Raw genomic sequence first — 18,030 nt, 5'->3', positions numbered from 1 at the left:
AATGGAGTGTGATCTGTAATGCGAGAGAAACCCGTCTCGGGCCCCCTGCCCATCCCCGCCGCCGTGCTCCAAAGCGAACAAAGCAGCCTGCGCGGTCGCAACCTGTTATCCACCCTGGGCACCCTGGCCCGCCAGGGCATTAAGCAGCCGATCCACAGCACCCGCCATGCGCTGGCCCTGGGTGGACAGCTGCGGCGCGTATTGCTGGGCGACACGGTGCATCAGCCGTGCCCCAAGGATGCGCGCTTCAAGGACCCCTCCTGGCACCTCAACCCGTTCTATCGACGCAGCCTGCAGTCCTATCTGGCCTGCCAGAAGCAACTGCACGCCTGGGTCGAAGAGAGCAATCTGCCCGCCGATGATCAGGCGCGAGCGCGCTTCGTGCTGGGCATGCTCAGTGATGCCCTGGCACCGTCGAATAGCCCGCTCAACCCGCTGGCGGTCAAGGAGTTGTTCAACACCGGTGGGCGCAACGTGATCCAGGGCACCCGCCACCTACTCGACGATTTGCTGCACAACGGCGGCATGCCCAGCCAGGTGTGCAAGCAGACCTTCGAGGTCGGCCGCAATCTGGCTATCACTCCGGGAGCGGTGGTGTTTCGCAACGAGCTGCTGGAGCTGATCCAGTACCAGCCGATGAGCGAGAAGCAGTACGCCAAGCCGCTGCTGATCGTGCCGCCGCAGATCAACAAGTTCTATATCTTCGACCTCGCGCCGGAGAAGAGCTTTATCCAGTACGCCCTGAAAAATGGCCTTCAGGTGTTCGTGCTGAGCTGGCGCAACCCACAGCCGCAGCATCGCGACTGGGGCCTGTCGAGCTATGTACAGGCCCTCGACGAAGCCTTGGATGTCTGTCGGGCGATCAGCGCCAGCGCCTCGGTCAACCTGATCGGCGCCTGCGCCGGCGGCCTGACCATTGCCGCCCTGCAAGGCCATCTGCAGGCCAAGCGACAGCTGCGCAAGGTGGCCAGCGCCACCTATATGGTCAGCCTGCTGGATTGCCGGATCGACAGCCCGGCCATGCTGTTTGCCGACGACAAAACCCTGGAAGCCGCCAAACGGCGCTCCGACCAGCAGGGTGTGTTGGAGGGGCGTGACATGGCCAAGGTGTTCGCCTGGATGCGCCCCAATGACCTGGTCTGGAACTATTGGGTCAATAACTACCTGCTCGGCAAGCGCCCGCCGGCCTTCGACATCCTCTACTGGAACAATGACAACACCCGCCTGCCGGCCAAGCTGCACCACGAGCTGATCGAGCTGTTTCAGCACAACCCGCTGACGCGGCCCGGCGGTTTGGAAGTCTGCGGAACGCCCATCGACCTGCAAAAAGTTAAGGTCGACAGCTTTAATGTGGCCGGGGTCAATGACCACATCACCCCATGGGAGGCGGTCTATCGCTCTACCCAGCTATTGGGCGGCAACAAGCGTTTTATCCTGTCCAACAGCGGGCATATCCAGAGCATTCTCAACCCACCGGGCAACCCCAAAGCCAACTTCTTCGACACTACGCAACTAAGCGACACCCCGCGCGACTGGCACGCACAAGCGCAACCGCAGGCAGGCAGCTGGTGGCCCGAATGGCTGGCATGGGTTCAACAGCGCTCCGGCAAGCAGCGCGAGCGGGTACGAGCGCTGGGCAACCCGCAGTATCCGCCACAGGAGGCCGCCCCTGGCCTCTATGTGCGCACACGCTAACGGCCAGGCGCTACTGTGGCGGGTGCTCGGTTAGAATGCCCGCCTCTCTTGCCTGATGCCCACCCATGACTACCCGTACTGCCGTTCTCTCAACAGTTGTGATTATCGGCGGTGGCCCCGCCGGGCTGATGGCGGCCGAGGTGCTGGCCCAGGCCGGCGTGCAGGTCGCGCTGTATGACAGCATGCCCTCGGTGGGACGCAAGTTTCTTCTGGCTGGCGTGGGCGGGATGAATATCACCCACTCGGAGGCCAAACCGGCCTTTGTCGCCCGCTATGGCAAGCGCCAGAGCGAGGTGGCCGAGCTGCTACAGAATTTCGATGCCGACGCCCTGCGTGCCTGGATTCATGACCTGGGCATCGACACTTTTGTTGGCACTTCAGGCCGAGTATTCCCCAGCAATATGAAAGCCGCGCCGCTTCTGCGCGCCTGGCTCAAGCGCCTGCGCGAACTCGGCGTGCAGATCCATACCCGGCATCGCTGGCTGGGCTGGGATAACCACGGTGCACTGCGTATCGCCTCGCCCACAGGCGAACGGCTGGTCACCGCCGACGCCACCCTGTTGGCGCTAGGCGGCGGCAGCTGGGCGAGGCTGGGCTCAGACGGCGCCTGGGTAAGTCTGCTGCAAGCACGCAGCGTGCAGATATCGCCCTTGCAGGCGAGCAACTGCGGCTTTGATGTCAGCGCCTGGAGCCCGTTTCTGCGAGACAAGTTCGCAGGAGCGCCGCTAAAAAACGTCAGCCTTAACCTGCCCAACGCAGCGCCGCGTCTGGGCGAATTCGTGCTGACTGCCAGCGGTATCGAAGGCAGCCTGGTGTATGCCCTGTCGGCTGAGATTCGCGAAACAATCAACCAGCATGGCAGCGCCACCGTACACCTCGACCTGCTGCCGCAAACGCCACTGGCCAAGCTGCAAGCAGCCCTGAGCAAACCGCGCGGTTCACAGTCGATGGCCAAACACCTGCATCGCCAAGCCGGGATCGACGGGGTCAAAGCCGCGCTGCTGCGCGAACTGGCCAGCTCCGAGACCTTCAACGATCCGCTGCTGCTAGCCAATGCACTCAAGACCCTACCCATCACCCTGAACCGCCCACGGCCGCTTGATGAAGCCATCAGCACGGCCGGCGGCGTGCCCTTCGAACAGCTGAACGACAACCTGATGCTCAAGGCACTGCCCGGCACCTTCTGCGCAGGGGAAATGCTCGACTGGGAGGCCCCCACCGGCGGTTACCTGCTGACCGCCTGCTTTGCCAGCGGACGGATCGCCGCCCACGGCATGCTTGAATGGCTGCAAAATCCGGCCGAGTAAGACCTGTTTTCGATCAACTGCGTATCGCGCCCTAGCTGCGTGATAAACCGGCGCGCAGGACCGCTAACACGCTCTAAGAGCCTCCGCGCGCAATTTCAAACGACTATGCTTGAGAGAAACCGCCCCAGAGCGGTGTTCTTCAACGCGCATAGGTAACCTCCAGCCGTGATCCCTCTAGTGGTCTGTGACGACTCGAACATGGCGCGCAAGCAGTTGATCCGCGCCCTGCCGCCCGAATGGCCGGTGACCATCAGCCAGGCTACCAATGGCCAGGAAGCCCTGATTGCGCTGCGCCAGGGGCTGGGCCAGGTAATGCTACTGGACCTGACTATGCCGGTGATGGACGGCTACGAAACCCTTGCTGCGCTGCGCGCCGAAGGCCTGGCTTGCAAGGTGGTGGTGGTTTCCGGTGATGTGCAGCAGGAGGCGCTACGCCGGGTCAAGGAACTCGGCGCCCTGGCCTTTATCAAGAAGCCCGCCGACCCCGAGATACTGCGCGCCACTCTCCTCGAACTCGGCCTGTTCGACCCCAAGGCGACACCTGGCGCTATCGCCCAGGCCGCGGTGCTCGATGAACTCAAGGTCAATTTCCGCGATGCGCTGCGCGAAATCACCAACGTCGCCATGGGCCGCGCCGCTGCGTTACTGGCCAAGGCTCTCGGCGTTTTTGTGCAGTTGCCGGTGCCTCAGGTGAATATATTCGAGGTCAGCGAGCTGCATATGACCCTCACCGACGCCATGCATGGCGAACGCATGAGCGCGGTATGTCAGGGTTTTATCGGTGATGGCATCGCCGGCGAATCGCTGCTGCTGTTCCATGACTCGGAAGTTTCCGATATGGCGCGCCTGCTTAAGTGGCAGCCGAAAGATGATCTGGAAACCTCGGAAATGCTTCTGGATCTGGCCAGCATTCTGATCGGCGCCTGCCTGGCCGGGATCGCCGAACAGATTGATGTGCGGTTTTCCCAGGGGCACCCGCAACTACTCGGCCAACATTCCTCCATCGAGCAACTGATTCACCTCAATCAGCGCCGCTGGAAGAAGACCCTCGCGGTGGAAGTCAGCTATAGCCTGGAGGCGCACAACATCCACTTCGACCTGTTGCTGCTGTTTACCGAAGACTCGATCAAACGCCTGACCAACAAAATCAACTACCTGATGAACTAGGCGGTACGCCCATGCCCGCACAGATTGATATCAAAGAAGTGCACTGGCTGCTCGACATCGTGCAGTGCATCGACGTCGGCGTCATCGTGCTTGACCGTCAATATCAGGTCGAAGTGTGGAACAGCTTTATGGAAAACCACTCCGGCATGGGCCCGGATGAGGTGCACGGCAAAACCCTGTTCAACCTGTTCCCAGAGATCAACGAGGTATGGCTAAAACGTAAGGTCGACACCGTGGTGCAACTCGGCACGCGCGCGTTCAGCCTGTGGGAGCAGCATCCGTACCTGATGCACTTCAAGAACTACCAGCCGATCACCGGGCAGGAAGACTTTATGTACCAGAACGTCACCCTGCTACCGTTGGCGGGCGCCACTGGTGAGGTCGAACATATCTGTGTGGTGATCTACGACATGACCGCCGCCGCTACCCACAAGAAGCAGCTGGCGGCGGCGCAAGCCAGTCGTTAATCTCGCCCTTCGTCAGGCCCCGGCAGAGGGCCGTCGCAACCGTTAATAGCCTGTTCGAGCCCCACTCGTGCAGGAATCATCCGATGTTGCAAAGCGTTGAACTGAAAACCTTCGTACCGGCCCGCGATTTCGCCTTGAGTCAGGCGTTCTATCAGGCGCTGGGCTTCAAGCCAGGCTGGGTCGGCGATGACCTGGCCTATTTCAGCCATGGCGATCACTGCGCCTTTTTGCTGCAGAATTTCTATGTCGTGGAGCAGGCGGAGAACTTCGTCATGCACCTGCTGGTGGAAGACGTCGATGCCTGGTGGCAGAAGGTGGTGGATGGCAGCTTGGCGAGCGCTTCGGCGTACGCTTGGTGCCGCCACAGGATCAGCCCTGGGGCATGCGCGACTTCGTGATCATCGACCCCAGCGGCGTGCTCTGGCGGATTGCGCAGAACATTTAGCCCCTGCGGTGGACACGCTTTGCGTTGTCCACCCTACGGCTGCCGCCACCCACAAGAAGCAACTGAAAGCGGCGCAGGCAGCCGCAACTAAGGTTACTTGGCAGATTTGCCTGGCTTACCTGCTTTCCCGCCAAAGCTCGGCACCTTGCGCACCGCCTTGACCGACGGTGCGGCCGGCTCGTCAGCTTCCATCCAGCGCCCCAGGCTGCCGCCCTTGCCGCCGCCGACCACTTTTGGTTTCTTGGCCTTCTTCGGCTTTTTCACCACCTGGCCGCCTGGTAAGGTCTGCGGTACGCGGTGATCGGGGATAAAGTCCGGTTCATCGACGCGCTGCAGCACTTGCTGGGTCAGGGTCTCGATGGCCGAGAGCAGCTGCACCTCATCGGCGCAGACCAGCGACACTGCCTGCCCAACCGCGCCAGCACGGCCGGTGCGGCCGATGCGGTGCACATAGTCTTCGGCGACGATGGGCAGGTCGAAGTTGACCACCAGCGGCATGTCGTCGATATCCAGGCCGCGGGCCGCCACGTCGGTGGCCACCAGTACCTTGACCTCGCCATCCTTGAAACGCTGTAAGGCACGCTGGCGCGTAGCCTGGGGCTTGTCGCCGTGGATCGAGTCGGCGCTGATGCCGTGGCGCTGCATCTCGGCTTCCAGTTCATCGACGCCCTTGCGAGTTTTTACAAACACCAGCGCCTGGCTCCAGCGCTTGGCCTGATACAGGTGCAGAAACAGCTCGCTCTTGCGCTTCTTGTCCACCGGGATCAGCCACTGCTTGACCGACTTGGCCGCGGCGTTGCGCGGGCTGACCTCGATGCTCTGCGGGTCATCGAGCATCTGCCCGGCCATGCTGCGGATCGCTTCGGAAAACGTCGCAGAGAACAGCAGAGTCTGGCGCTTTTTCGGCAGTGCGCGGAACACACTGTCCAACTCATTGGCAAAACCCAGGTCGAGCATGCGGTCGGCTTCATCCAGCACCAGGGTTTGCACCTGGTTGAACTTCACCGCGTTCTGCCGGAACAGGTCGAGCAAGCGGCCTGGGGTGGCCACCAGCACGTCCACGCCTTTGCGCAGTTTCATCATCTGCGGATTGATACTGACCCCGCCATACACCGCATAACTGCGCAGCGGCAGGTGCTGGCCGTAGGTGATAAAACTCTGCAGCACCTGCTCGGCCAGCTCACGGGTCGGCACCAGCACCAGCGCGCGCACCGAATTACTCGCCACCTCTGGCCCTTCCATCATCAGCCGTTGCAGCACCGGCAAGGCAAAGCCTGCGGTCTTACCAGTGCCGGTCTGCGCTGCGGCCATCAGATCGCGACCTTGCAGAACCGGCACGATGGCCTGGGCCTGCACAGCGGTGGGGGTTTTGTAGTCGAGGCTGTCGAGGGTGCGCAGCAGAGGCTCGATCAGGCCGAGGGAGGCAAAGGTCATAGGGTTACCGCAAGACAGGAAGACAATGGCGCACAGTTTATCCTGCCAGAGCGCAGACGGCCCGGTTGTCTTCGACGGATATACAGGCGGCGAGGCCAGCAGGCTGCCACTGAACGGGGCAGCCGCTGGTAAGCGCGATTACGGCTTGTGCGCGCGCGACAGGAACTCGTGGGACTGCATTTCCAACAGGCGACTCAAGGTGCGCTGAAATTCGAAGGTCAGACGACCACCGGTGTACAAGTCTTTGAGCTCCACTTCGGCGGAGATGATCAGCTTGACGTTGCGGTCGTAGAACTCGTCCACCAGGTTGATAAAGCGCCGCGCCATATCGTCCTTGGCGGTACTCATCTGCTCGACGTTGGACAGGATCACCGCGTGGAAGATCTTGCCCAGCTCGATGTAGTCGTTCTGGCTGCGCGGGCCGTCGCACAGTTCGCGGAAGTCGAACCAGGCCACGTCATCGCCTTCCTTGCGGGCCATGATCGCGCGGTTCTCGATCATCAGCGGCTTGTTCTCTTCCACCACACAGTGCTCGGGCAGCAGGCTGCGGAAGCTCTTCTCCAGGCTGACTTCGGCCTCTGCATCCAGCGGCCAGTGGAACAACTCGGCCTGCTCCAGCGCACGCAGGCGATAGTCCACACCACTGTCAACGTTGACCACGTCGGTGTGCTGCTTGACCAGGGCAATTGCCGGCAGAAAGCGCGCGCGCTGCAGACCATCCTTGTACAGCCCGTCGGGCACGATATTGGAGGTCGCCACCAGGGTCACGCCGTTCTTGAACAGTTCCTCCAGCAGGGTGGCGAGGATCATCGCGTCGGTGATATCGGAAACGAAGAATTCGTCGAAGCAGATCACCCGCGCCTCATCGGCGAAACGCTTGCCGATAATGGTCAGCGGGTTCTTCTCACCCTTGAGGGTTTTCATTTCCTCGTGCACGCGCTTCATAAAGCGGTGGAAGTGAGTGCGGACTTTCTGCTCGAACGGCAGCGCCTCGAAGAAGGTATCGACCAGGTAGGTCTTGCCACGGCCTACGCCGCCCCAGAAGTACAGGCCCTTGACCGGCCCCTGGCGCTTCTTGGCAAACAGCCCGCCCAACAGCCCCGGCTTGCTCTTGGAGTCAGCCACCAGCTCGTCGTACAGGCGTTGCAGATGGCGCACCGCAGTTTCCTGGGCGGCATCATGGAAGAAGTCGGGGCGTTTGAGGTCGGCCTGGTAGCGTTCTAGGGGAGTCATAATTCGTTAGCCGGGCAAGTAAAACGGGGGCGTCACTTTAGCGACGCCCCCGTTGATTGGCAATCGGCCAGCACCGCGGGCGGGCGGAAATCCGATTAGTGCAGCCGTAGGATCGGTCGGGCCGCGTCGGTTGAGCGCAGCAATAACCATGCTGCCGATTGATGGGTATCGCTGGCTCAACCCATCCTACATCCGCCTTATTCCTGTGGTGCCAAGGCCTCACGCAGACGCTGAATCGCCGCCTGACAGGCGTCGCTGTCGGCGAATGCCGGGCTTTGTGCCACGCACTCGCTGTCCAGCCATACGCCGAAACCGCCATCCTGCTCGCGCACATCTAGTGCTTCGCCGGACTGCAGACGCTTGTTGACCATGCCGGCAGCCTTGCCATCAGCAAAGGATTTGGACAGCAGCAGCTGCTCACCAGCGGCATCCAGCAGGCGGAAGCGGAAGCTGCCGTCGTCGTCGCGGAAGCTGACAAAGCGCGCGCTCTTGCCGGCTTTCTTCTTCTCGCCCGTTTGGTTGGTAGCCTGGCTGCGGAAGGAGCGCAGGCCCACGGCCTCACGCAGCTCGCCGAGAAACGGCGTGGCGGTTTTGCGTGCCTTGACGGCGCCGGCCAGCAGGATATCTTCCAGGTCGGCGGGCTTTTCGATCAGCGCGTGATAACGCTCACGCGCCTCGCCCAACTCAGCTTCCAGCAGGTTGCACAGCGCCTGCTTGGCTTCGCCCCAGGCCATACCGCCCTCCAGTGCAGCGCGGAAGTCCGCCTGCTGAGTCGGCGCAGCAAAGGCCTGATACAGGGTAAACAAGTGCGAGTTGTCCGGATCTTTCGGCTCGCCCGGCAGTTTGGAGTCAGTTACGACCCGCGCTACGGCATCCTTGAGCTGCTTGGCGCTGCCGAACAACGGGATGGTGTTGTCGTAGCTCTTGCTCATCTTGCGACCGTCGAGGCCCGGCAGAGTCGCTACATCTTCTTCGATCACCGCCTCGGGCAGGGTAAACAGCTCCTTGCCCTGGCCAAACAGGTGATTGAAACGCTGAGCGATATCGCGGGCCATTTCCACGTGCTGGATCTGGTCACGGCCGACTGGCACCTTGTGCGCGTTGAACATCAGGATGTCCGCCGCCATCAGCACCGGGTAGCTGAACAGGCCCATGGTGATACCAGCGTCCGGGTCTTCACCCTGCTCGACATTCTTGTCCACTGAGGCCTTGTAGGCATGGGCGCGATTCAGCAGGCCCTTGCCAGCCACACAGGTGAGCAGCCAGCACAGCTCGGGAATCTCGGGGATATCCGACTGACGGTAAAAGGTCGCCTTATCGGAATCCAGGCCCAGTGCCAACCAGGTTGCGGCGATTTCCAGGCGCGAGCGCTGAATCCGTGCCGGGTCATCGCACTTGATCAGCGCATGGTAGTCGGCCAGGAAGTAGAACGAATCCGCATCGGCGGCGCGGCTGGCAACGATGGCCGGGCGAATCGCGCCCGCGTAGTTGCCCAAGTGCGGCGTGCCGGTGGTGGTGATGCCGGTAAGGATACGAGTGGTCATAACGTTCGCTTATTGGGGCTCAATCAGTTCAGAGACGCGGCAGTAGCAGATCTTTCAAGTCCGTCAGCTTGCCGTGAAAAAAGTGGCCGCATTCTGCCACTTTCAGCAGCTCATGGGCACGCCCGAGTGCGGCTGACCACTGGTAAACCACCTGTGGGTCGATCACTTCATCGTCCTCAGGCTGGATCAGGATCAGCGGGCAGTTACTGGCCGGGGGCGTTTCTTCGCTCAAGCGATGCACCGCCGGGGCCACCATAAACAGCTTGTCGAGCGTCACGTCCTGGGCTTCCAATCGTGCTCCAAGGGCCGCTGCAACAAAGCCGCCAAAGGAAAAGCCCAGCAAGGTCAACGGCAACTCGGGATGCTGCGCACGCAGCCAGTTGGCCACCGCCTCGGCATCATCCACCTCACCGCTGGCCATATCGTGGCTGCCGGCGCTGGCACCAACGCCGCGGTAGTTGAAGCGCAACGTGGCCCGGCCACTGTCACGAGCGGTGCGCTGCAGGGTGGAGACCACCTTGTTGAGCATGGTGCCGCCCTGCACCGGGTTGGGGTGGCAGATCAGCGCCACACCCCGGGCTTCGGGAGTGTCCAGCCACAGGGCTTCGAGTTGGCCACTGGGGCCGGCAATCATCAGAGGGGTTTCGCGGGTGAGCAACAGGGAACTCCGTGACCTCGCAGTGGGTCGACTCGTCTAGCTGACAGCCTGCGCCATACACCACCGCAAACGTTTCGGCATTGCATTGCGGTATACAGCACAGGTTCGAGCCGTTAACGTAAAGCAAAGCCGTTTAGAGAGGAAGGACTCGTGGAACAGACGCTCACCGCCTGGTTGCTACCGGCTATTACCCTGGTTGCCGGCATTGCCATTGGCTTCCTGATTGCCCGCCTGGCACCCAATGCCGCACCTAGCCGCACCCAGCGCCAGCTGGATGAGATGCAGGAGCGCTTTGACGCCTATCAGAGTGAGGTGGTTAGCCACTTCAACACCACCGCCAATATGGTGAAAAAGCTTACCCAGAGCTATCAGGACGTTCAGGAGCATCTGTCCGATGGTGCCAATCGTCTTGCACTCGACGAGCTGACTCGCCAACGCCTGCTGGCCACCCTACATACCGATGACAGCAGCGAAAAACGCGAGCGCCTGACGCCACCGAAAAACAACGAAATGCCCAAGGACTACGCGCCTAAAAGCGCCGATGTACCGGGCATGCTCGATGAAAGCTACGGTTTGAAGAACAAGTAATAATTGCTCCACTAAGAAAGCCTCGGTCTAAACAGCCGGGGCTTTTTTGTTGGAGCCGGGCTTTGTAGAAGCGGCGACGACGCCTACGCCATGCCCGTGAATCGCTATCGCAGCCATGGGCCGCTCTTACGGGCAATAACCTGGTTCCAATAAAAAGCCCCGCACTTGGCGGGGCTTTTTATTGAGCGGTGGTCTTAGATCGCACCACGCTCACGCAGCAGAGCCAGTACAAGCTTGACCCCTTCGTCTACCGACACCGCCTGCGTATCGATCACCAGATCGGCATTTAGCGGCACATCATAGGGGAAGGATTCGCCCGGAATATTGTCGCCACCGGCTGCGTACAGACCTTGCGGGTCACGCTCGGCGCAGACCTGCGGGGAGGCCTGCACATACACGGTAATCAGGCGTTCGGCACCGATCAGCGCCTTGGCCTGTTCGCGACCTTCGGCATCCGGCGCAACAAAGGCGGCTAGAGTCAGCAGGCCTGCTTCGTTGAACTGACGTGCGACGTGAGCGGCACGACGCCAGTTCTCGGTACGCCCAGCGCGATCCTGTGGCAGGCCCTTGTTCAAGTCGTGACGCAGGTTCTGGCCATCCAGTACGTAGACAGCACGACCGGAGTCGAACAGCTTGCGCTCCACGGCATAGGCCAGGGTGCTCTTGCCGGCGCCGGACAAGCCGCTGAACAGTACGGTGGCCGGCTGCTGACCGAAGCGCGTAGCACGTTCCTCGGTAGACACGTGGGCCAGTTCGCCGTGATGGCCGCCCGAACCCTGTGCGCCAAGCGGCTCGGCGATGATCATGCCAGCGCCGACGGTGCCGTTGGTCAGGCGATCAATCACGATAAACGAACCAGTAGTGCGGTTGTGCGCGTATCCATCCAGGGCAATCGGCGCATCGAGGGCGATACGCACCTGGCCAATTTCGTTGAGCTGCAGGCTGCTCGCCGCGCCTTCTTCCAAGGTGTTCACGTCCACCCGGTGAGTAATGCTGGCAATCGAGCCCGGCACATAGCTGGTGGCGCGTTTGATGTCGTACTTCTTACCCGGCAGCATCGGCTCTTCAGCCATCCACACCAGCATGGCGTCGAAGCTGTCGACCACCTGCGGACGGTTGTCGGCATGCACCAGCATGTCGCCACGGGAGACGTCGATTTCGTCTTCCAAAGTAATGGTGATCGCTTGACCCGGACCGGCCTGCTCCAGCTCGCCTTCAAAGGTAACGATGGATTTGACCTTGCTGCCCTTGCCCGACGGCAGGGCGATGATTTCATCACCCTTGCGCACGATGCCGCTGGCCAACGTGCCGGCGAAACCGCGGAAGTTCAGGTTAGGACGGTTGACGTACTGCACCGGGAAGCGCAGGTCATCAAAGTTGCGGTCGCCTGCGACTTCCACGGTTTCGAGGATTTCCATCAATGACTGGCCGGTGTACCAAGGCGACTGCTCGCTCTTGTTGACTACGTTGTCGCCTTTGAGCGCCGACATCGGCACGAAATGCATCGAACTTGGCTTGAAAGCAATGCCCTCAGCAAACGCCAGGTAATCGGCCTTGATCTGTTCGAACACGCCTTGATCAAAGCCTTTGAGGTCCATCTTATTGACCGCAATGACGATGTGCTTGATACCCAGCAACGAGGCAATAAAGCTGTGGCGCTTGGTCTGCGTCTGCACGCCATAACGGGCGTCGATCAGAATGATCGCCAGGTCGCAGTTGGATGCGCCGGTGGCCATGTTACGGGTGTACTGCTCATGGCCGGGGGTGTCGGCAATGATGAACTTGCGCTTGGTGGTGCTGAAATAGCGGTAGGCCACATCAATGGTGATGCCCTGCTCGCGCTCGGCCTGCAGGCCGTCTACCAGCAACGCCAGATCGACTTCTTCGCCGGTGGTACCGGATTTCTTCGAATCTTTGGTGATGGCGTCCAAGTGGTCTTCATAGATCATCTTGGAATCATGCAGCAGGCGGCCGATCAGGGTGCTTTTGCCGTCATCGACGTTGCCGCAGGTAAGAAAGCGCAGCAGCTCTTTACGCTCGTGCTGGCCCAGATAGGCGAGGATGTCCTCGCTGATCAATTCGGATTGATGCGACATATTAAAAGTACCCCTGACGTTTCTTCTCTTCCATCGAGCCGGAGGAGTCATGGTCGATGACTCGGCCTTGGCGCTCAGAGGTCTTGGCCAACAGCATTTCCTGAATAATTTCCGGCAGGCTAGTTGCCGTGGACTCCACCGCACCCGTCAGCGGGTAGCAACCCAGGGTACGGAAGCGCACCATCTTTTTATGGATGCTGGCTTTCTGCTCAGGCGTGAGGTGTTCAAGGATACGGTCGTCGTCGATCATGATCAGCGCGCCGTTCATCTCGATGACTTCGCGCTCTTCGGCGAAATACAGCGGCACAATCGGGATGCTTTCCAGGTAGATGTACTGCCAGATATCCAGCTCGGTCCAGTTGGACAGCGGGAATACGCGGATCGACTCGCCCTTTTTGACGTTGCCGTTGTACACATTCCACAGCTCTGGGCGCTGATTCTTCGGGTCCCAGCGGTGCTTGCTGTCGCGGAAGGAGTAGACACGCTCTTTGGCGCGGGACTTCTCTTCATCGCGGCGCGCGCCACCGAAGGCGGCGTCGAAACCGTACTTGTCGAGCGCCTGCTTGAGGCCCTCGGTCTTCATCACGTCGGTGTGCTTGGCACTGCCGTAGGTGAAGGGATTCATGTCCTGCGCCACACCATCGGGGTTGGTGTGAGTGATCAGGTCCAGACCGTACTCGTTGACCATCTTCTCGCGGAAGCTGTACATCTCCTGAAACTTCCAGCGCGTATCGACGTGCATCACCGGGAACGGCAGCTTGCCCGGAAAGAACGCCTTGCGCGCGAGGTGCAGCATCACGGCGGAGTCTTTACCGATGGAATAGAGCATTACCGGGTTGTCGAATTCGGCGGCCACTTCACGAATGATGTGGATACTTTCCGCCTCCAGCTGTTTCAGGTGGGTCAGTTTATCGAGCATGGCTACTCACGAAATGCGATGTGTTTGGGCCGGCGGGCCGTGGACGAGGGCGCACTCTAGCACAGCACCCTCTTCTAATCAGGAGCCCAGTTAGATCGAAACGATCTAGGTTTATATCTGCAGGAAAGACCATTCAGAACCTGCTCACGAGATAGCGAGCTAGAGCCAGACAAGGCAAAAATGGCCGAGGAAGCGGAGTTTACTGGCTGTAAATGAGCATTCCGAGGCCATTTTTAACGCAGTCTGGCCGACGCGCAGCAGATCGTGTGCAGGTTCTTAGATAGGGTTGGGGCAATCAATAAACAGATGTTCAATGGCAAAGCGTCGCGCCAGGTAATCGCCCAGTGCCTGTACGCCATATCGCTCGGTGGCGTGGTGGCCAGCAGCGATAAAGCTGATGCCATTCTCGCGGGCGCTATGGAAGGTCTGCTCGGAAGCTTCGCCGGTCAGGTACAGATCAACGCCCGCGGCAATCGCCTGATCGATATAGCCCTGGCCACCGCCGGTGCACCAGCCAACGCGGCGAATCATCGCCTCGCCTTCAACTAGCAGTGGCTCACGGCCGAGCACCTGATGCACATGGCGGGCAAAATCACGCGGGCTCATGGCCTCATTCAGAGAGCCGATCAAGCCAACAGTACGCGGGTTTTCCGGCTCCAGCGGGCCCTCCACGGTGATACCCAGCTGCGCAGCTAGTTGCACGTTATTGCCCACCTCTGCGTGCACATCCAGCGGCAAGTGATAAGCCAGCAGGCTGATATCGTTGGCCAGCAGGGTTTGCAAGCGACGACGTTTCATCCCGGTGATACAGGGGTTTTCGCCCTTCCAGAAATAACCGTGGTGCACCAGCAGCACATCGGCCTCGGCATCGACTGCCGCGTCAACCAACGCCTGGCTGGCGGTCACACCACTGACGATACGCCGCACCTGTGGCCGCCCTTCGACCTGCAGGCCGTTAGGGCAGTAATCGCTGATGCGCGCGGCATTCAGATAGCGGTCGGCTTCTTCCACCAGGGTCGCCAGGGCAATGGCCATAAAGTTTCCTTATCAACAGTTGCGAGGCGCTGCTTTATTCTCAGCCACCTCTCTATAATGGCGCACCTTAAGGGGCGCACCTGCCCCGGGCAACCCTCAGGATTGGATCGATGTTCAAGGCCCTGCGTTTCATCGGCTGGCCCCTGCTGGTCGGCGTGCTGTCGGCACTGCTGATCATGCAGTATTACCCGCAATGGGTCGGTTTGCCGGGGCAGGACGTGAATGTGCGCCAGGCGCCGTTCTATAGCCGCATTCAGGAAGGTCCGGTGTCCTACGCCGAAGCGGTGAATACCGCCTCCCCTGCAGTGGCCAACCTGTACAGCACCAAATTCGTCAACAAACCCACGCATCCGCTGTTTGAGGACCCGCAGTTTCGCAAATTCTTCGGTGACAACTTGCCCAAGCAGCGGCGCATGGAGTCGAGCCTCGGCTCGGCGGTGATCATGAGCCCGGAAGGCTATTTGCTGACTAATAATCACGTTGTCGCTGGCGCCGACCAGATCGTAGTGGCCCTGAAAGATGGCCGTGAAACCCTGGCCAGGCTGATCGGCAGTGACCCGGAAACCGACTTGGCGGTGCTGAAGATCGACCTACCGGAACTGCCGTTTATTACCCTCGGCCGCTCCGACAATATCCGTATTGGTGACGTGACGCTTGCTATCGGCAACCCCTTCGGCGTTGGTCAAACCGTGACCATGGGCATTATCAGCGCCACCGGACGTAACCAGCTGGGCCTCAACACCTACGAAGACTTTATCCAAACTGACGCGGCGATTAACCCTGGTAATTCCGGCGGTGCGCTGGTGGATGCCTACGGCAACCTGGTCGGCATTAATACTGCGATTTTTTCCAAATCCGGCGGTTCGCAAGGTATCGGCTTTGCAATTCCAGTGAAACTGGCAAGGGAAGTGATGCTGGCGATCATCGAGAATGGACAGGTGATTCGCGGCTGGTTGGGGATTGAAGTACAACCCTTGACACCAGAACTGGCAGAGTCCTTTGGCATGGAAGGGCACCCCGGCATCGTCGTTGCCGGTATCTACCGCGATGGCCCGGCGCAGAAAGCCGGTCTGCAACCGGGGGACCTTATTCTCAGCATCGACGGCGAAGCGGCCGGCGATGGTCGCAGTTCGATGAACCAGGTGGCCCGCGCCAAACCAGGCCAGAAGATCAGCATCGACATTCTGCGCAACGGCAAACCGCAGCAACTGACTGCAGAAATTGGCGTAAGGCCACCCGTCAACGGCAACTGACCCACCCTCTTTTTTCAATGCGTGTAGCGCAAGCGATAACTCTTCTCAATTTTAATGTTATGTTATTACATTAAATAATTTGAAGGATGTCTTCCCTTGCGCGCCGCCCATGCCTTACTTGCCAGCCTACTGGCTCCCAGCGCCCTTGCCGTAGCAGCAGAAACCCCCGTCGAGCTGTCGGCCACCACCGTAACCGCCCGCCATGAACAGGCGGACGGCCCTGTAAAAGGCTATCGCGCAACCCGCTCGGCCAGCGCCACACGCACCGATACGCCGATTGAGCAGATCGCCCAGAGCATCAACGTGATGCCCGCACAAGTGCTCGATGACCTCGGCACCACGCGCATCGACCGCGCCCTGGACTTTGCCGGCGGCGTGTCCAGGCAGAACAATTTCGGCGGACTGACCTTCCTCAATTACAGCGTGCGCGGCTTCACCACCGGCGAGCTGTACAAGAACGGCTTCGCCATCAACCGTGGCAGCTACAGCTCGCCGGACGCCTCCGGTATCGAACGCATCGAGGTGCTCAAAGGTCCGGCCGCCAGTCTGTATGGCCGTGGCGACCCAGGCGGCATGATCAATATCGTCAGCAAGAAACCCCAGGCCGAGGCCTTCAGTCAGCTCAAGGCCAGCGCCGGCAGCTGGGATCGCTACCGCAGCAGCCTGGACGTCAACACCCCACTGAATGAGGAGGCGACCCTGCTATCGCGGGTCAACCTGGCGGTCGAGGACAACCAGAGCTTTCGCGACCATGTTGGCAGCGAACGACAGATCGTCAGCCCCTCGCTGAGCTGGCAGCTGAACCCCGACACCCTGCTGCTGATCGAGAGCGAATTCACCCGCACCGAATCGGTATTTGACCGTGGCATCCCGGCGGTGAACAACCGTATGGGCGCGGTGAAAGATTCCAGCTTTATGGGCGAACCGAACGACGGCACCATCCGTAACGACAACCAGATGCTGCAGGTCAGCCTGGAGCGCTACCTCAATGACAGCTGGAAACTGCGCCTGGCCAACCACTACGCCCAGGGTCGCCTACAGGGCAACAGTTCCGAGCCGTCACGCCTGGTCGGTGACACCCTGACGCGCTTCTATCGCCAGCGCAGCTTCGAATGGAACGACAGCATCACCCAGGCCGAGCTGCATGGCAGCTTCAACCTCGGCAGCTGGCAGCACCAGACCCTTGCCGGCCTGGAGTACGAGAACTACCGCAACAGCCAGAAGTACCCACAAAGCGCGACCACCCTGGGTTACGGCCAGAATATCTACCAACCGCAGTACGGCCAGACCAAGCCAGCCATCGTCAATCCCAACGATTTCTTCGAACACACCGAGAGCTATGCCCTCAACCTGCAGGACCAGATCAGCTTCAGCGAACGCCTCAGCGGCCTGATCGGCGCGCGCTTCGAACGCTACGAGCAGACCGCACTGAACCGCAGCACCCGGGTCAGCAACGAGCAGAACAAGGATGTCGCCACCGCTCGCACGGGTCTGCTCTATCAGCTGACACCGCAGGTCGGCGTGTTCGCCAACGTCTCCACCTCGTTCAAGCCCAACAGCATTAGCAGCCAGGGCACGGTATTCAAACCAGAGAAGGGTCTTGGCTATGAGACTGGGCTCAAGCTCGACCTGCTCGACAGCCGCCTGGGCGCGACCATCGCGCTGTTTCATATCGACAAGGAAAACGTGCTGACAGCCGACCCGCTCAACCCCGGCGACAGCATCGCCGCCGGCAAGGCGCGCAGTCAGGGCCTGGATATGCAGTTCAGCGGCCAGCTCAGCGATGCCATGCGCATCATCGGCGCCTACGCCTATATCGATGCCGAAGTGACCGAAGACAACAGCCTGCCGGTAGGCAGCAAACTACTCGGCGTCGCCCGCCACAGCGGTAGCTTGCTGACGGTTTACCAGTTTCAGGACGGCCGCCTGCGCGGCTCGGACATCGGCGCCGCAGTCAACTACGTCGGTGATCGCTCGGGCCAGGCTGGCAGCAACTTCGAATTACCTGCCTACAGCACCGTCGACCTGCTCGCGCGCTACCAGGCCAGCGACGACCTTAGCATCGGCCTGAACCTCAACAACCTGTTCGACCGCGAGTACTACGAGCGCGCCTACAACAGCGTCTGGGTCATGCCCGGCGACCCGCGCAACCTCAACCTCAGCCTGACTCTCAATCTCTGACCACAACC

General features: G+C 60.6%; 15 protein-coding genes. 8 read left to right on the top strand and 7 right to left on the bottom strand.

From position 1 onward, the window contains the following. Nucleotides 1-18 precede the first annotated feature (18 nt). The 5 genes from phaC to AACY25_RS16465 all read left to right on the top strand — a co-directional run bounded on the left by phaC (nt 19) and on the right by AACY25_RS16465 (nt 5,034). On the top strand, nt 19-1,695 hold the full coding sequence (gene phaC, locus AACY25_RS16485) for a class II poly(R)-hydroxyalkanoic acid synthase (RefSeq protein ID WP_339525957.1): 1,677 nt from the start codon (nt 19-21) through the stop codon (nt 1,693-1,695). Between the two features lie 65 nt (nt 1,696-1,760). After that, nucleotides 1,761-3,002, top strand: a complete 1,242-nt coding sequence (locus AACY25_RS16480) for a TIGR03862 family flavoprotein (protein WP_339525955.1) — start codon at nt 1,761-1,763, stop codon at nt 3,000-3,002. A 198-nt stretch (nt 3,003-3,200) separates the two neighbouring features. Further along, a complete protein-coding gene (locus AACY25_RS16475) occupies nt 3,201-4,169 on the top strand; it encodes a response regulator (protein ID WP_445262158.1) in 969 nt (322 codons plus the stop codon). Between the two features lie 11 nt (nt 4,170-4,180). Continuing rightward, entirely contained in the window at nt 4,181-4,636 is a 456-nt protein-coding gene (locus AACY25_RS16470) for a PAS domain-containing protein (protein WP_339525951.1), read from the top strand. Between the two features lie 83 nt (nt 4,637-4,719). Then, nucleotides 4,720-5,034, top strand: a complete 315-nt coding sequence (locus AACY25_RS16465) for a hypothetical protein (RefSeq protein ID WP_339525949.1) — start codon at nt 4,720-4,722, stop codon at nt 5,032-5,034. Between the two features lie 140 nt (nt 5,035-5,174). Here the strand turns inward: AACY25_RS16465 and AACY25_RS16460 are convergent, their stop codons facing one another. The 4 genes from AACY25_RS16460 to AACY25_RS16445 form a co-directional block, all read right to left on the bottom strand. Beyond that, a complete protein-coding gene (locus AACY25_RS16460) occupies nt 5,175-6,515 on the bottom strand; it encodes a DEAD/DEAH box helicase (RefSeq protein WP_339525947.1) in 1,341 nt (446 codons plus the stop codon). A 138-nt stretch (nt 6,516-6,653) separates the two neighbouring features. After that, nucleotides 6,654-7,748: a cell division protein ZapE gene (gene zapE, locus AACY25_RS16455; protein WP_339525945.1), complete on the bottom strand. Its 1,095-nt coding sequence runs from the start codon at nt 7,746-7,748 to the stop codon at nt 6,654-6,656. A gap of 197 nt (nt 7,749-7,945) precedes the next feature. Next, nucleotides 7,946-9,292 carry a tryptophan--tRNA ligase gene (locus AACY25_RS16450; protein ID WP_339525943.1) on the bottom strand — a complete coding sequence of 449 codons (1,347 nt, stop codon included), beginning with the start codon at nt 9,290-9,292 and terminating at the stop codon, nt 7,946-7,948. Between the two features lie 28 nt (nt 9,293-9,320). Continuing rightward, on the bottom strand, nt 9,321-9,950 hold the full coding sequence (locus tag AACY25_RS16445) for an alpha/beta hydrolase (RefSeq protein WP_339525942.1): 630 nt from the start codon (nt 9,948-9,950) through the stop codon (nt 9,321-9,323). 150 nt (nt 9,951-10,100) lie between these two features. On the opposite strand from AACY25_RS16445, the gene AACY25_RS16440 reads away from it, so the two are divergent. Next, nucleotides 10,101-10,538, top strand: a complete 438-nt coding sequence (locus AACY25_RS16440; RefSeq protein ID WP_339412617.1) for a YhcB family protein — start codon at nt 10,101-10,103, stop codon at nt 10,536-10,538. 194 nt (nt 10,539-10,732) lie between these two features. Here the strand turns inward: AACY25_RS16440 and cysN are convergent, their stop codons facing one another. The 3 genes from cysN to AACY25_RS16425 all read right to left on the bottom strand — a co-directional run bounded on the left by cysN (nt 10,733) and on the right by AACY25_RS16425 (nt 14,588). Beyond that, nucleotides 10,733-12,634, bottom strand: a complete 1,902-nt coding sequence (gene cysN / locus AACY25_RS16435; protein ID WP_339525940.1) for a sulfate adenylyltransferase subunit CysN — start codon at nt 12,632-12,634, stop codon at nt 10,733-10,735. Nucleotide 12,635: 1 nt separating this feature from the next. Continuing rightward, on the bottom strand, nt 12,636-13,553 hold the full coding sequence (gene cysD / locus AACY25_RS16430; protein ID WP_339412613.1) for a sulfate adenylyltransferase subunit CysD: 918 nt from the start codon (nt 13,551-13,553) through the stop codon (nt 12,636-12,638). A gap of 276 nt (nt 13,554-13,829) precedes the next feature. Continuing rightward, nucleotides 13,830-14,588, bottom strand: coding sequence for a Nif3-like dinuclear metal center hexameric protein (locus AACY25_RS16425; RefSeq protein ID WP_339525938.1), 759 nt, complete (start codon nt 14,586-14,588; stop codon nt 13,830-13,832). 110 nt (nt 14,589-14,698) lie between these two features. On the opposite strand from AACY25_RS16425, the gene algW reads away from it, so the two are divergent. Both algW and AACY25_RS16415 read left to right on the top strand, forming a co-directional pair. Then, entirely contained in the window at nt 14,699-15,841 is a 1,143-nt protein-coding gene (gene algW / locus AACY25_RS16420; protein WP_339525937.1) for a Do family serine endopeptidase AlgW, read from the top strand. 174 nt (nt 15,842-16,015) lie between these two features. Beyond that, a complete protein-coding gene (locus AACY25_RS16415; protein WP_445262164.1) occupies nt 16,016-18,022 on the top strand; it encodes a TonB-dependent siderophore receptor in 2,007 nt (668 codons plus the stop codon). Nucleotides 18,023-18,030 lie beyond the last annotated feature (8 nt).

The organism is Pseudomonas sp. EA_35y_Pfl2_R111 (genome assembly GCF_963970955.1).
Taxonomy (GTDB): domain Bacteria; phylum Pseudomonadota; class Gammaproteobacteria; order Pseudomonadales; family Pseudomonadaceae; genus Aquipseudomonas.
This window is presented reverse-complemented; position numbering and strand designations above follow the sequence as displayed.

Coding starts and splice junctions, on each gene's coding strand:
- phaC (WP_339525957.1), top strand. CDS start 19: ATGCGAGAGAAACCCGTCTCGGGCCCCCTGCCCATCCCCGCCGCCGTG.
- AACY25_RS16480 (WP_339525955.1), top strand. CDS start 1,761: ATGACTACCCGTACTGCCGTTCTCTCAACAGTTGTGATTATCGGCGGT.
- AACY25_RS16475 (WP_445262158.1), top strand. CDS start 3,201: ATGGCGCGCAAGCAGTTGATCCGCGCCCTGCCGCCCGAATGGCCGGTG.
- AACY25_RS16470 (WP_339525951.1), top strand. CDS start 4,181: ATGCCCGCACAGATTGATATCAAAGAAGTGCACTGGCTGCTCGACATC.
- AACY25_RS16465 (WP_339525949.1), top strand. CDS start 4,720: ATGTTGCAAAGCGTTGAACTGAAAACCTTCGTACCGGCCCGCGATTTC.
- AACY25_RS16460 (WP_339525947.1), bottom strand. CDS start 6,515: ATGACCTTTGCCTCCCTCGGCCTGATCGAGCCTCTGCTGCGCACCCTC.
- zapE (WP_339525945.1), bottom strand. CDS start 7,748: ATGACTCCCCTAGAACGCTACCAGGCCGACCTCAAACGCCCCGACTTC.
- AACY25_RS16450 (WP_339525943.1), bottom strand. CDS start 9,292: ATGACCACTCGTATCCTTACCGGCATCACCACCACCGGCACGCCGCAC.
- cysN (WP_339525940.1), bottom strand. CDS start 12,634: ATGTCGCATCAATCCGAATTGATCAGCGAGGACATCCTCGCCTATCTG.
- cysD (WP_339412613.1), bottom strand. CDS start 13,553: ATGCTCGATAAACTGACCCACCTGAAACAGCTGGAGGCGGAAAGTATC.
- AACY25_RS16425 (WP_339525938.1), bottom strand. CDS start 14,588: ATGGCCATTGCCCTGGCGACCCTGGTGGAAGAAGCCGACCGCTATCTG.
- algW (WP_339525937.1), top strand. CDS start 14,699: ATGTTCAAGGCCCTGCGTTTCATCGGCTGGCCCCTGCTGGTCGGCGTG.